The organism is Mangrovivirga cuniculi, assembly GCF_005166025.1.
Lineage (GTDB): Bacteria > Bacteroidota > Bacteroidia > Cytophagales > Cyclobacteriaceae > Mangrovivirga > Mangrovivirga cuniculi.
In genome coordinates this window covers 3,611,465-3,625,810 of record NZ_CP028923.1, presented here as the reverse complement: position 1 = coordinate 3,625,810, position 14,346 = coordinate 3,611,465, and the positions used below count along the sequence as shown (strand labels likewise).

Sequence of the window (14,346 nt, the reverse complement as noted above, 5' to 3'; positions counted from 1 at the left end):
AGCATGAAAGACATAATTCGTTTAGAAGGGGAGGAAGCCAAAAAAATAGCTGAGGGAAGAAACTCGCTTATTTATTTTCAGCAAAATGATGATCTTGATAAATCCGTATTAATTAAGATAATCCGGGAAGAAAGGAATTTTTACCCTTATACTTCACAAATCTTAAATGAATACGAATTATTAAAAGAAATTGACTTAAAAGGAGTCAGGAAATCCCATGGACAGACTGTAGTTGACGGTTGTCCTGCTGTAATTCTTAATTATGTCGAAGGCCTTACCCTAAAAGAGTATTTACAAAAGCTAGCCCCTCCTTTTATTGAGCGAATGCAAGTTGCCATTGCTATTTGTAAGGTCATTGAAAAAGTTCATCAAAATGATATTATTCATAAGGATATAAATTCATACAATATCCTGGTAAATAATAACCAGGAAGTTAATTTGATTGATTTCGGATTAGCAACCAGGCTTAACACGAAGACAGAAGTTCAAAATGTCTCGAATTATGTTGCCGGGACACTCGCTTATATATCCCCGAGCAAACCGGGCGCGTGAATCACGTAGTTGATCAGCGGTCAGATCTGTATTCACTGGGTGTGGTATTATATGAATTATTTTCCGGGCAGCTTCCGTTTATTGACAAAGACCCTATGGAGCTGGTGCATGCTCACCTGGCAATTCAGCCAGTATCCTTAGTAGAACTTGATCATGCTATTCCACAAGTTATTTCTGATATAGTATCTAAGCTTTTGTCAAAAAACATGGAACAACGCTATCAAACTGCCAGTGGATTACTGGCTGATTTGGTGGATTGTTACAACCAAACTGAGCTTAAAGTAAATATTAAGGGATTTGAAATTGGCCGGAAAGATCATTCGGAGAAGTTTTTAACACCTTCAAAGCTTTATGGCAGGGACAAAGAAATTATTGATCTCCTGGATTCAATCGGCAGTATGGGAGAGAGTAAAGAGATATCACTCATCACTGGTCATTCCGGAACGGGTAAGACTTCTCTTATTTATGAGGTGTACAAGCCGCTAACGAAAAAGAAGGGGTATTTTATCCATGGTAAATTTGAACAATTTCAAAAAGATATACCCTACCATGCCCTGGTGCAGGCGCTGACCTATCTTACAAACCAGATGTTGTCTGAAAATGAAGATAGGTTGAAATATTGGCGGGATACATTGAAAATCGCTTTAGGTTCGGAAGGAAAACTATTGACAGATATTATTCCAAACCTTGAGCTAATCATTGGTAAACAAAAACCGCTGGTTAAACTGGGTATAAATGAGGCTCAAAATCGATTTGATTATACCTTTTTAAAATTCATTAAGGCTATTGCAACAGATGATCATCCGATAATTTTATTCATCGATGATATGCAGTGGGCCAATAGCTCATCCTTGCATTTATTGAAAAAGATTATTAGCGATGAAGAAATTGACAACTTTTATTTTATTGGTGCTTACAGGGATAATGAAATCGATGATTCGCATCCAACGGCAATAGCAATAAATAGTCTGGATAGTTCAATAAAGATTAATAAAATTAACCTTAGTGAACTTTCTCAACATCATATCAAAGACCTGGTATGTGATACTTTTTTGATGAATCAGAACCAAGGGGCTTCACTTGCTAAATTGGTTCACGATAAAACTGCCGGTAATCCCTTTTTTGTAAATCAATTTTTACAATCCATTCATGAAAATAAACTTATATATCATCAACCTGATGATGCCGGGGGCAGATGGGAATTTGATCTAAGTAAAATGGAAAAAATGAATTTTACCGATAATGTGGTAGAGTTCATGATTCGCAAAATAGAAAAACTTAATGAAGAGGATAAAGAAATATTAATGTTAGGGTCATGCATCGGTGATGTTTTTGACCTGGAAACTATATCCCTCATAAGTAATAAACCCGGGCACGAGGTAGAGGCCTGCCTTTATCACCTGGTAAAAGATCAATACATTTCTTTACTGGATGAAAATCCTGATTATATTCACATACACAGTCGTGTTCAGAATAATGAACGTAAAAAGAGTATTCAATATAAGTTTTCTCATGACAGGATCAGGCAGGCAGCCTATTCGATGGTTTCAGAAGAATTGAAATCGGAGCTCCACCTGAAAATCGGAGAGCAGATGCTTAAGAATATCGATCCTGAAAAGTTGATGGATCGGATCTTTGATATAGTTTTTCATCTTAACAATGGGCCCGATGAGAAATTAGGAAAAGAATTGAGAAGGGAGTCTGTTGTTCTCAATCATAAGGCTGCTATCAAAGCTAAATCTTCATCGGCTTATCAAAATGCTCTTTCTCTATACGAACGGTCGATTAAGCTACTCTCTTCTTCAAAAAACAAAGGTGATTATGAGGGATTTCCTGACCTGATAATTGGTGCAATGGAATGTGCTTACCTGGTTGGTGATTATGAGAAAATGGACACGTTGGGCGACCAAATTTTTAACCAGTCTGATTCAATTTACGATCAGGTAGATGCTTACAGGGTGTTGATTTATTCATTAATCGCCAGAAACAGGTATAAGGAAGCCACTGACCTGGGGATTAATGTTCTGAAGAATTTTGATGTTCATTTTCCCGTTAAGCCGACAAAATTTCAGATCGTTATAAGTTATTTGAAAACGAGGTATTTAATCGGTAAAAAGGAGGCCAGCCATTTTAATGACCTTCCTCCAATTGAGGATCCTAAAGCACTGGCGATCCTTGAGATTATTTTAAGTTTTTCATCGGCAGCCTACCATGTGACCCCGGAGTTGTTTCCTTTGGTAATTATGAAAATGCTTCGGTTATCCTTAAAGTATGGTACGTCGACAAATTTGATTTCTACCTATGCAGCCTATGGTATTTTACTTTGTGGAATATCAGGAAAAATGAATGAGGGGTATTCCTATGGTGTCGAGTCACTGAAAATGCTTGATTCTTTTCCTGATGCAAGCCAGGTGAATTCCAGGACAAAATTAATCTTTACCACCTTTATCAGCCATTGGAAGGATCACCTGAATAAATCCTTGCCTTTACTGCTGGAGTCTTATCAGGATGGTTTGAAATCGGGTGACCAGGAATTCGCTGCAGGATCAATATTTGTTCATTCTTATCATTCATTCTTATTAGGTGAGTCCCTACCGGTATTGTTAAAAAGACTTAAAGATTTTCACAAGAAGATCGGTCAGTTGAAACAAAAATCGTATGAATTATATAGCTCAATTGATCTGCAAGCCATTGCTAATCTGACTGAGAATCCTGATAATCCGGCAGAACTTATTGGGAAGTATTTTAACGAGAATAATTTCCTTAAGAAGGATGATCACCAGGAAAAAAGGAATGATAAGACAGCTCTTTTTCATTTCCATTTCTTTAAGATGAGTCATTATCTTTTGAGTGATGAATACCATTTAGCATATGAACACAGTGAGAAATTAAACGAACTGGAAGTGGCAATGAGTACACCATTCATTCCTCACCATGTATTTTATGACTCGTTGATCGGATTGGGATTATGCCAGAATTCAAATTCTGAATCATTAAGAAGGAAGTGGTCAAAAAGAATAAAAAGTAATCAGAAGAAGATGAAGAAATGGATGAAGTATGCACCAATGAACTTCAGCCATAAGTTTCTGATTGTAGAGGCAGGTTTTGCACACTTATTCAATAAGGATCAGGAAAGAGCTCAGATTCTTTTTGATCAAAGTATAGTTGAGGCAACAAAAAATAACTATACCAATGACCTGGCTATAGCTTATGACCTGGCAGCTAAATTTTATGATTCAATTGGTGATTTAAGTAAGAAATCTGAATATTTCACTAAGGCATACACTGCCTATAAAAAATGGGGTGTGGCTATAAAGGTAATGAAGCTACAAAGTTATGCCGGTCCGCAGGATTTATTTTCCTCCAGCGGGACTGTGGTATCAACAACTTATAATGAACTCAGTGGAGATCTATCACTCGTTGATTTATCAACCATAATTAAAGCATCCTCTGCTATATCAAGTGAGATTAAATTCAAAAAGCTCATTCATCAGTTATTAAAAATTGTCACCCAAAATGCCGGAGCACAAAGCGGTGTGTTTATTTTAAATGTCGATGGTCAGTTACAGGTACAGGCAATTATAAATGAGAAAGGTGAGATTTCTGAACCCTTTGAAAATGAAGTCAACGAAGGAAAGTTGTATTCAGAACGGATCATACAATTTGTTAAGAGAACAGGAAAGACATTAATCATTGAAGATGCACAGAGAGATGACAGGTTTGTAGATGATGAATATGTTGTGGAAAATACGTGTCGCTCAATCTTGTGTTTTCCTATTATAAACAAACAAAAGATCACAGGATTTATCCATTTGGAAAATAACCTGACAACCGGTGTGTTTAACGTCAGACGGGTTGAAATACTTAAGCTTCTATCGGGTCAAATGGCCGTATCATTAGAAAATGCGATACTTTATGATAGTCTTGAACAAAAAGTAGAAGAACGAACTGAAGAACTGGAAAAGCAAAGTGAAGTGTTGAGAAGTAAGAATAGAGAACTCACAGATCTCAACCAGGAAAAAGATGATTTGATCAATGTTGTTTCTCACGATTTACGAAGCCCACTGAATCAAATGAAAGGCCTGGCTCACTTGATTAAACTGGAAACAGATAATAAAAGTGTAATCCAATGCTCGGATAAGATGATTGATGCCACTGACCGGTTGAATCAAATGATTACGAGAATACTGGATATCAGTGCGCTTGAAGCAAAAAAGATTGAATTGAATACAGAAGAATTTGATGTTGTGGAGGTAATCAGGCAGGTAGTTGATTCTTTTTTACAGGAAGCAAAAAACAAAAAAATCAAACTGCAACTAACTTCTAACTATAATAAAGGCCTTGTCAGGCTGGATAAAAACTTTTTTATCCAAATACTAGAAAACTTACTTTCTAATGCGATTAAATTTTCTCCTATCAGCGGGGAGGTAAATGTTGTTGTAAATTATTCAAGTGATAATGTTAAAGTAGAAGTTAATGACAACGGACCCGGTATTGATGAATCTGATCAAAAGATGCTTTTTAACAAATTTCAAAAGCTGTCTGCCAAACCAACCGGGGGAGAGAAATCGACCGGGCTGGGACTTGCGATAGTAAAGCGTTACGTTGATGCGATGGAAGGCAATATCTGGTGCGAAAGCGAGATAGAAAAAGGAGCTTCTTTTTACTTAAAATTCCCGGTTTTAAAAGTGATTGATTAGCAAGGGATTAAGGTTAAAGGTAAGGGGTTTTTATGGAATATATTGTTGTAGCTTGTTTGTTGTGTTAATTGTCAATATTAACATCAAATGCTTCTCCATTATTGGGAAAAACAATTTCATCTATTTTCATACTTTAATTCTTATTTGTTGCTTCTTAATAGTCCCTAAACTATAAATGACATCAGGAAGAACTATCAGCACCGTCAAGGGTTATGCCTATTACCTTGATTGTTTTATCAATGTCCTTTATTTCATTTTCTATTTTTTTAATGAACCATTCAAACTCCATTTCATTTGTAATGTTCGATAATTCAATTAATCCTAGCACCCGTGCAACTGGACCTCTCAGTTGGTGGGCGTTTCTGAATGCGTATTCAGCCAGTGCTTGATTTTGCTTTATGATGCTTTGAGTCTTTTCTGAGACAATGTTTTCTAAATTTGCATTAAGTTCAAGAAGATCGTTTTTTACTTCATTAAGCTCAGCATTTTGTTGTTCAACTAAAGTAGACTTATCATTTAATCTCTGGATTAACTCTTGATTTGATTGATCATTTTTAGTAACCATGTTCACCAGCACCAAGCTCATTAAACTTATTCCAATATATGCAATTGAAGTTCTAAGCCACATAACCGGATAATCAATGTCATTAAGTGCCATTTGCTTATATCCCACTCCTGCTAAAGCCATAATTTGATCAAAAAAGAAGATGGATATTAAAACTGGTAAAACGCCAAAAGCAAGTAGCCATGGAGTCTTATTGTCAAAAAGTAAATAGGGAACTACCCCAAAAGCAATAAGGTATATTCTGGCACCATCATACATTGATGCTTCGATTTGCCCTTGCAAATTTACTAGTGGAGTTATAAACTGATAAAAAGTAACGGCAACCGGTGCTATACATAATAGTAATCTGCTAGCTATTGTCATTGAAAGAGCATTTAAAGCAAGAGGAGCTAGAAATATCAGTAAAATGATTACATAATCCAGTACACCAAAAAAAACTTTACCAAAAAACAATAGCCTTATTGATAAGAAAATTAACAGAAGCACTCCTAAAATTAGTGAAATGATATTAGTAAGATATATCTGTCGCTTAAGGGATACTGCATATGATTGTTTACTCCCAATTCAATACAGCCTTTTATAATCTTTAGTAACCAATTCATATCAAAAAATAATTAATTTTTCTTAATCTAATTGTAAGTTAAGCTCGGAGTACAACTTTTTTTTAGCCTTTTTATTTTAATCTTTAAAGGCTTTGGATACATAATCTATCAATATGTTGAAGCCTTTCAACGTAGCAGTTTTGGTTAAAATATCTTTTAGTGGTGACCCTATCTTCTTTTATTGAGAGGTAATATAGACTGAGAATTGAAATGCTATTCATTTTGTCCTGATTGAGCTCTTAAATAGTCAATTCCATATCACATTACTTTTTCCGGTATTATCCATTAAAATTAATCGAGGTTGAGGTGTACTTCCGTCAAAAATGAGTTCAGAAGAAAATAGTAGTTTATTATTGTTCCATAATGCTACCCAATGCGGTGTTAGAGGCTCTGACTGTTGAATAAGAGTTTGCCGTTCTCCGCTTTTGTCTATCCATTCAAATGATCTTTTTCCCCAATAGGCGATTAGTAAATTTCCTTTTTTATAATCGACATCAAAAATTTGATTCCTGTTTAAAGGTGCATCCTTAATTTTTTCGTCTATCAATTGATTCCATTGTTTCACTATGCTTCCGTCTTGTCGGGTCAAATAACAGGCGTTTTCTCCCAGCAGGAGGATTAGGTTATTTTCAACTGCTCTTATTCTTCTTATAGATCGGCCAATATCAAAATATTTCTGTGGTCTTCCGTATTTTCTTAAAGAATAAATTTCAGGGTATTTTCCAAATATCATTTGATTGTCGGATAACATAAAAAAACCGCCTTCTCCAATTCGCCATTCATCTTTAGACCAATCCCAAATAACTTCTACTTTCCTGTCAATGGTTGCTTTCAGAAGTCGAAATTCAAAGCTCTGTGTAGTTTCTTGATGTCGCCTTTCAATTATATATATGTCATCCTGATCATTATACAACATGTAATCAGTTGCAGAATATTCAGATTGTAAAAAAACTTTTGGCTCTGAATTCTTCTCCCAAATCATAATGCAAGCATGATGATCTGGATCATTTATCGGATTGATGTAAGACCAAAGAACATGGTCTCCCACAGTTATCATATTGCCCGTTGGATGTGCAAATGCAAACGGTGCTAAAGTGAGCATTATTAATGTCGATATGTGGGATAGAGTGTTCATTGTGTTCTCTCAGATCTTAAATTACCGCCATCGACCTGGCTATGCAAGTGCGGGGTTTTAAAACCTCTCGTCTCGAACATATCCATGCCTTGATTTAAATTTAAAACTTATGGCGGACTTTCTAAATCTCACAATAATATCCTGACAGAAAACCATTTATTCATGAAAGCACTTGTTGCAGAGCGTCTGTTTTGCCGTATTCATTCCACTTTTCTAATATAAGTTCCTCCAATTTCTGATGTTTGATCTTCAAGGAGTTCGAGCTGATTGTTAGTGGAGATCCACATATTTTATTGTTGGCTAGCATAGCCTGTTTTGTTATCCCGTTGCTGGCTCTTTGAAGGTATTTGTCGGGTTTATCTGTTTCTAACACAATAAATTTGGATAGATATACCTGGAAAGTTTCAATGCCAGTTATATCGTTCCAATCGATATGTCCAACACTTACACCACTAGAATTATCAGTAATCCCTGTTTCATCTATTCTTAGCCCGATTTTGTCATCAAAGAGTTGTCGTAGTATAAAGACAAGGCAAACTCCAAAGAATATCATTGAGACGATTCCAACAATTCTAATTACTTGTTCGTTATTGAATATTCGTGATCCGAAGTTGGCAGGTTCAATAGCAAATAGAAATCCTGCAACGACAAAAGCTGCAGCTCCTGTCAAAAGAAGAGTCAGTTTCAACTTGCTAAGTGGTATTTCAATAGGTGATTTCTTCAAAACAGTAGATTTTAAAATTGAATTAACATTAGTATTCCGTATAAAATTGAAATTCGCTTCAGAGGTTTACCTTTGGCGCTTCTGATTACAAGATAAAGAATAGTGTAAAATAGAATGGTGCCTAAGACGGATGCTATTAAAAGTTCAGATTCTGTCATTTTGAAATTGCATTCTACCCTGCCACGTTAAGGTGTCTGCCGAAACATACGGCTGATTAAAAATCGCATAGCTGATACTCAAAGATAATAGTTACTTCCCAAAAATAAAACCATGGTGACAACCAGCGGGAATTCGGTGGTTTAACTGGCCTCTCAGCCGCCATAACTAAACAGATATTGTTATAAGGCAGTTTAAATTTTCTTTGTTAATTATTTAATTTAAAGGGAAAGGATTATTCATGGAAGGTTTTGTAAGACATTGTTTTGTTCCTTATTTTCAACTTTAATAGTCTTCTCAGCTGTATGCTTTTTGTTTTTTCTTTTTGAATAAATAAAGTTCGAATGAAGAACAAGACAGTTTGTATTCAATGGAACTTTTGTCAAATACGAATACTAAGCTTTAGTTCCAGGATCTACGAAAAAGTATTTCTGATGTTTAGGTAAGTAAGAACCCCATACCAATCGATGTGGAAAATTAATTTGACCTCCCCATTTTTCTTCGGATTCGACTTGGTCATCTTCGAACATTGCATTTAGGTCAAAGCCAATTTTAGACATTTTGTGTTGAGCCTTGCCTCTATTTTCAATTGTTGCTGTAAGCTCAACTATCCAAAACTCTCCTTGTTTTCCAATCATATTAATATCTGTGGTGAAATTGATATTTGGGAATCTTTCCTATTGAAGAATGAAACGGTAAAAAACCCAACCACCACCGATTAAAATTGAAACGCTTGTAAGGATGGCTTGAATAAGTTCAACTGTCTCTTTCATCTGTATTGTATTTAATAATGCCTATCAAATGGCTGTTAGCCACTCTGTCGCGTTTATACATTATATATTTATCGTTGTTTTGGTATTTGATAAATCCCTTAAAAACCTAAAAATACCTGTTTCCAGGTCAAATTCAAATGATTTCTTTTATTTATACCTGTTAGTAAACGTTTATAACCGATAGTAAGCGGGTAGTATTGTAGCCGTTAGTAACCGTTTACTAATGGATATAGTGGCGTGCTGAGGTTAAGAATAGTATGCCTGTGGATTAACCAATATTGACAATAATCAAGAAGTATCTTTATCCACAAACCTTGTATTTAAAACTGGTTATATGGTCTTTTGTCAGTATTATAAATGTAAACAAAAAAGCACAAGAACAATCTTGTGCTAATGTTGGCATCTCTTGCCTTTGTCTTCCAATCAGCTAATTTTTAAAAAACGTAAATTGAAGAAAAGTGAAACTATATTGTAAAGTAAATTTCCTGGTAATGTTTTAATTTATAATGCAGTTTTCATCATAAAAATCAAGTAGTTTAATGAAATCAGATACAGATTTTTGATATTTACCTGTTTCAATTTCATCGTATAATTGACTGCAATTATTAAGGTTTCTTGCCAATTTTTTCGGTATTTTTTGATGATCCTTACTAAAGTTAATTATTATCTTTTCTGATTTTTCTTCAGTTTTTATATGAACATGAACTACCGTTTTTCCACCCTCACTGAGTTCATCAATGGTTTCATATCCTGAATAAAATATAATCGATTCATTTTCATACATTTTAAATAGAAATATTTGAGTTCCTCCACTCCCCCTTGAGTTTACAGGATAATACATTTTACTATTTAATTCCATCTTATTAATTTCTCTGGGATAATATATTTCCCATTCCTCGTTCGTTATCTCCTTTTAACCTGCTTTTTCCTCGACGAAAAGAACTTGATCTGAAAAGGGGTAAGGAATAAGTCCAAAACCTTCTTTTATACTATCATTTTTCAGGTAGATTTTTACCGGATCAAAAATATCGGAATCAATTCTATTCGTAAGTCTAACATTGTATGATTGAGACTTAATAACTACCACCGTGAAGAAAAATAGCAGAAATGAAATGCTCGTTTTATTTAAAGGGTTTGGAATGTTCATAATTTAAGTTTTGGTTAAAAGTATTCTGATAATGGTGTATTGATTAATTAAAATTCCAATCTAAATAATTAATATAATTAGTGTGGTAGAATAAGGAAAAATGATATTGAGTTTTTAAAAAATACTTGTCTTAGGAAGCATTGAAAGCATTAATTCAGGTTTTACACAGTGAGGGTTTTGAGGTGCTTTCAATATTCTGATATCGATTAGTTTGATTAACTCATGCAATTCATGGCTGCGTTTTGACTATGCTGTCTGTAGTTGATAGCTTAACTCCAGATAACGGTGGTGCCTGCACAGGTTTAGAATTAAAATTATATTTCATCTTATTCAATATTCTATTTCAGTTTTCGCTTCATTAGCAGGTATTCTAATTCTTTCTTATCGTGCTTTGGTTTTTTAACTAATTTATACACTAAAAATAAAGGTATAATCATCAGGAAGCCATAGGTGTTTTTCCATATACTGTAAACAACGATGCCCATGAGAAAACCGATAAATAATGAATTGATCATAGCCGAAGATTTCATCTTTTTTGCTTCTTTTAATAATTCTTCATCTGATAGTTCTTCTAATTTTTTTGTCTTCATTTTTCAGTTGGTTTTGGTTTGTTGATTAAGCTTATTATTGGAATAAGCTCAGCTCATTATTCTCCCTAATGGACTGGCCAGAGGCAGAGTGAAATGGTGTTGAATAATCCGAAAATAGTCGGTTTTAATTTAAAAACAAACAGGTGCTGTTTAGTTTCTTATAATGCAATTAGTTTGTTTGCTAAAATAAATTCTCTCCTGACGGATTGATCTATTTTGTCCAAAACGGTTTTGACGATTTTATCAGCCTCCAGTGGTGTTTTTTCTCGTAGTAATTCTGCTTTGATTAATGAAAAATAGATGTGGCCGGAAGGAAGATCACTTTCAATTTCAGCCAATAAATCAAGGACGTGTTCCTTTTGTTTTGCTTTATATAACCCATAGCAAAGATTTAATTTGACGATGGGTGAGGGGTGGTGCCTGGTTAGCAGCTCGTAAAGGCTAACTATGTCATTCCAATGATCAGTATCATAGGATTCAGCTGTCATATATTTACTGGTTATTAGCGCCTCAATATAATATCGGTTCAGTTCCTCAGGCTTTTGTAAATAACGGAACCCCATATATATCATCTCATTATTCCATTTGGTTTTGTCTTGTTTAAAAAACGGGATGAATTTTCCATTGATTACTTTCGATGGTATTCGGGCAATGTGAAAGCAAAACAAGGAGAGTAAATTTTTAGTCGAGACCTGGCTGTGTTTTTCATACAATAATTTACCAAGTGCCAGGGCTTCCAGGCATAGGTCTTCATCGACAATCGAATGTGTTTTTTTATTAAACGAATCGTAGCCAATGTTAAAGACTCCATAAAGTATATCTTCCACTGTACTAATCGTGGATAAGTCGGCTTCGTCGGTAATGATGTCGATAGTTGTACCAGCAAATTCATTTTTTAAAGTGCTTTTAGCCCGTTTTATACTTTTATAAATGGCCTCCTGGCTTAAGAAAGTAGTTTCGCTGATCTCACGGACATTGAGTCCAAATATATTTTTAAGGATGAATACTACTTTAGCCTGGGTAGAGATAATTTTTGATGACGAAATAAATAATATAGTCTGGAGTCTTAAGTCTGTATCTTCCCAATTTTCATCTATATTGTTTCCAAAGGACTGATAAGGTGATCCGTTTTTTCGTTTGATTTGGTTAATGACATCATTACGGGCAACAATGAATAGCCAGTTATCGATTTTATCAGGGGTTTTGGCATGCCATGTTTTTAACGACTTTAAGAAAGCATTTTGAAGCGCATCTTCGATTTCGTTGAAATATTTCACACCAAACCGGTTAATAAGAACAGAAAACAGTTTTCCATATATTGCCCGGAAATTGGATTCGATCTCCTTGTGAGTATTATTGCTCATAGTCATCCATTTCCATAATTGGTCTGATTTCCGTTGTTCCTCCCCATAGATGGCAAGGGCATTCTTTGGCGATTTGAACAACGGTATCCAGATTTTCAGCCTGTAATAGGTAATATCCACCAATCAATTCTTTCGATTCCATGTATAGTCCATCTTTTACAACGCTGTCTTTTCCCTGGATGAGGACTCCTGAATCTTTCAATCCGTCACCTGAAATTAGATGATTAGCTTCTGAAAGTTTATTAGCCCATGCCATATGTGCTTTGACCAGTTCCTCCATTTCTTTTGGAGATAAACTATTTAACTTTTCAATGTCTTCGTGGAGTAATAATAGAAATTTTTTCATTGTCTTAGAATTATAAGTTTCACCTTAAAGACATTTTCAAGGACTTAAATTGGACATTTTATTAATAAACTTTTCAAGTTTCACTGGTTTTAGCAGAATTGATATTGCTATCCGGTTCAGTTTTATTATAACGCTTCCTTTAAATTTACCGGTTTTCTTTTGAAAGAAAACCACGATTCTTTTCATATAATTTCTTATTCAATATGCTTGAACAGATTGAAAATAAGTTAATTGAGGTTTATATCACAGGTTTTGCGCGTTTGGGATCTGCAATTATTTAATTCAGAAAAAAGGGTGAGTTTGATTTTATACTGGTGATTGTATTGGTTGTTAGTAAATTCCTGTAGATGGTAATAATAGCTGTTTCCTGCCTAAATTAAAATAGTTCCTTTTGCTTAGCTTGTGGAGAACCACGATTGACCAGGATTTGAAAAGATTAGAGAGATTTAAATCATCCTATCCTATTTTAATCTTATAAATCTTAGTTTAAACAAAAAGCACAAGTAAAAACTTTTGCTAGAGGCGAAAGGATTTTTCATGGTAGCTATTGCTATTTACTATCTCTTTTAATTACGTTTTTTACAGCTTCTAATGAGCGATATTTTTTATAAGTGCCATCCTCACTAACTAAAATATGCATTGGGATTCCATTGAAATTGAATTCTCTGCTTGTGCTTTGTTGATTTTCTGAAATTAGTTGTTTCCCCAACGGCTGCTTATTGTTTAAAAAATTCTCCCATTTATTCCTGTCGTTATCAAATGATACGTCAATAAATTTGAGACTGCTTTTATTGGCAAATTCTTTTTTTAATTTATCTAATTCAGGCTTTTCTTTTAAGCAGGGGGCACACCAGGTTGCCCAGAAAGTAATTAAATATTTTTGTCCGACGATCTTACCTATATTAAACGCATCATCATTTTTATCAAATAATACGTGATCAGGCAAATCAACGCGTTCTTCACTAATTGACCATATTATACTTGCATTAATTATTTCTCCATTTTTATCGTAACCAAAATCTTCTTTTTCTAATATGAGAGGCTGGGAAATGAGAAAGAATACAAAAACACCTGTCACTCCAACCCAACCAATAGTTTTGTATCCAGGTTTTTTGTGATTCCTGGTAAGAAATAAAGTAATAGCTCCTACAGCTATCAGGATTAAAATAAATGGAAAATATGCAAAATTAAATAGTTTAAAAATGATGAATGGGATTAATAAAAAAGGAAGATATTTTACCGGAGTTTCTTTATTTATTTTTCCACTTATAAATATTCCTGTTACCGCAATTAGAACAGGAATCCATTTTAATGAATTGACTTCATGTATATTTAGTGGATTAAGAAAAAGAAAAAAATAGAACATTAAGCCCATAATGATTGATGAAGCTATAATCCCTAAAAATAGTGTTATTGCAGTTTTTTTCATGAGGCAATTTGGTTTTGGTTGTAGATTATGAATGATTTATAGTGATTCTGTCGATCTAATTTCTATTATATTTTTTGAATTGGTTGTCCAAAATTTAAAAATAGATGTTCCCGGTTCAAATTAAAATGTTTTCTCTTATTTATACCCATAGGTAAACGGATACTAATAACTAGTTGATAATGAGTTTTCTTTAAGAATATTAAAGTAAAAATTCAATGTAGCTGTAGGGATGGTTTGTCCTTCAAGAGATATTAAAATGTCCT

The 14,346-nt window shown here is 34.3% G+C and carries 12 protein-coding genes; 2 read left to right on the top strand and 10 right to left on the bottom strand.

Going from position 1 to position 14,346, the window contains the following annotated elements; all coding sequences use genetic code 11:
* Positions 1-3 precede the first annotated feature (3 nt).
* Positions 4-552, top strand: a complete 549-nt coding sequence (locus tag DCC35_RS16005; RefSeq protein WP_137091760.1) for a protein kinase domain-containing protein — start codon at positions 4-6, stop codon at positions 550-552.
* Positions 549-5,252 (top strand): sensor histidine kinase, encoded by a 4,704-nt coding sequence (locus tag DCC35_RS16000; protein WP_137091759.1) that lies wholly within the window; start codon positions 549-551, stop codon positions 5,250-5,252. Before DCC35_RS16005 ends, DCC35_RS16000 begins: the two co-directional genes overlap by 4 nt.
* Positions 5,253-5,433: 181 nt before the next feature.
* Here DCC35_RS16000 and DCC35_RS15995 read toward each other — a convergent pair whose 3' ends face one another.
* The 10 genes from DCC35_RS15995 to DCC35_RS15950 form a co-directional block, all read right to left on the bottom strand.
* The gene (locus DCC35_RS15995; RefSeq protein WP_137091758.1) at positions 5,434-6,270 is read right to left on the bottom strand and encodes a GAT domain-containing protein; all 837 of its coding nucleotides are present in this window, start codon (positions 6,268-6,270) and stop codon (positions 5,434-5,436) included.
* A gap of 396 nt (positions 6,271-6,666) precedes the next feature.
* Positions 6,667-7,521 carry a hypothetical protein gene (locus DCC35_RS15990; RefSeq protein ID WP_137091757.1) on the bottom strand — a complete coding sequence of 285 codons (855 nt, stop codon included), beginning with the start codon at positions 7,519-7,521 and terminating at the stop codon, positions 6,667-6,669.
* Positions 7,522-7,714: 193 nt separating this feature from the next.
* Positions 7,715-8,278 carry an STM3941 family protein gene (locus DCC35_RS15985; RefSeq protein WP_137091756.1) on the bottom strand — a complete coding sequence of 188 codons (564 nt, stop codon included), beginning with the start codon at positions 8,276-8,278 and terminating at the stop codon, positions 7,715-7,717.
* Between the two features lie 551 nt (positions 8,279-8,829).
* Entirely contained in the window at positions 8,830-9,072 is a 243-nt protein-coding gene (locus DCC35_RS15980; protein ID WP_137091755.1) for a hypothetical protein, read from the bottom strand.
* A gap of 631 nt (positions 9,073-9,703) precedes the next feature.
* Entirely contained in the window at positions 9,704-10,066 is a 363-nt protein-coding gene (locus DCC35_RS15975; RefSeq protein ID WP_137091754.1) for a hypothetical protein, read from the bottom strand.
* A 54-nt stretch (positions 10,067-10,120) separates the two neighbouring features.
* Positions 10,121-10,354, bottom strand: coding sequence for a hypothetical protein (locus tag DCC35_RS15970; protein WP_137091753.1), 234 nt, complete (start codon positions 10,352-10,354; stop codon positions 10,121-10,123).
* Positions 10,355-10,692: 338 nt separating this feature from the next.
* Positions 10,693-10,944 (bottom strand): FUSC family protein, encoded by a 252-nt coding sequence (locus tag DCC35_RS15965; protein ID WP_137091752.1) that lies wholly within the window; start codon positions 10,942-10,944, stop codon positions 10,693-10,695.
* A 158-nt stretch (positions 10,945-11,102) separates the two neighbouring features.
* Positions 11,103-12,308: a sigma-70 family RNA polymerase sigma factor gene (locus tag DCC35_RS15960; RefSeq protein ID WP_137091751.1), complete on the bottom strand. Its 1,206-nt coding sequence runs from the start codon at positions 12,306-12,308 to the stop codon at positions 11,103-11,105.
* Positions 12,298-12,654 carry a YciI family protein gene (locus tag DCC35_RS15955; protein WP_137091750.1) on the bottom strand — a complete coding sequence of 119 codons (357 nt, stop codon included), beginning with the start codon at positions 12,652-12,654 and terminating at the stop codon, positions 12,298-12,300. The genes DCC35_RS15960 and DCC35_RS15955 overlap by 11 nt, the downstream gene beginning before the upstream one ends.
* Before the next feature lie 550 nt (positions 12,655-13,204).
* Entirely contained in the window at positions 13,205-14,083 is an 879-nt protein-coding gene (locus tag DCC35_RS15950) for a TlpA family protein disulfide reductase (protein ID WP_137091749.1), read from the bottom strand.
* Positions 14,084-14,346: the final 263 nt, after the last annotated feature.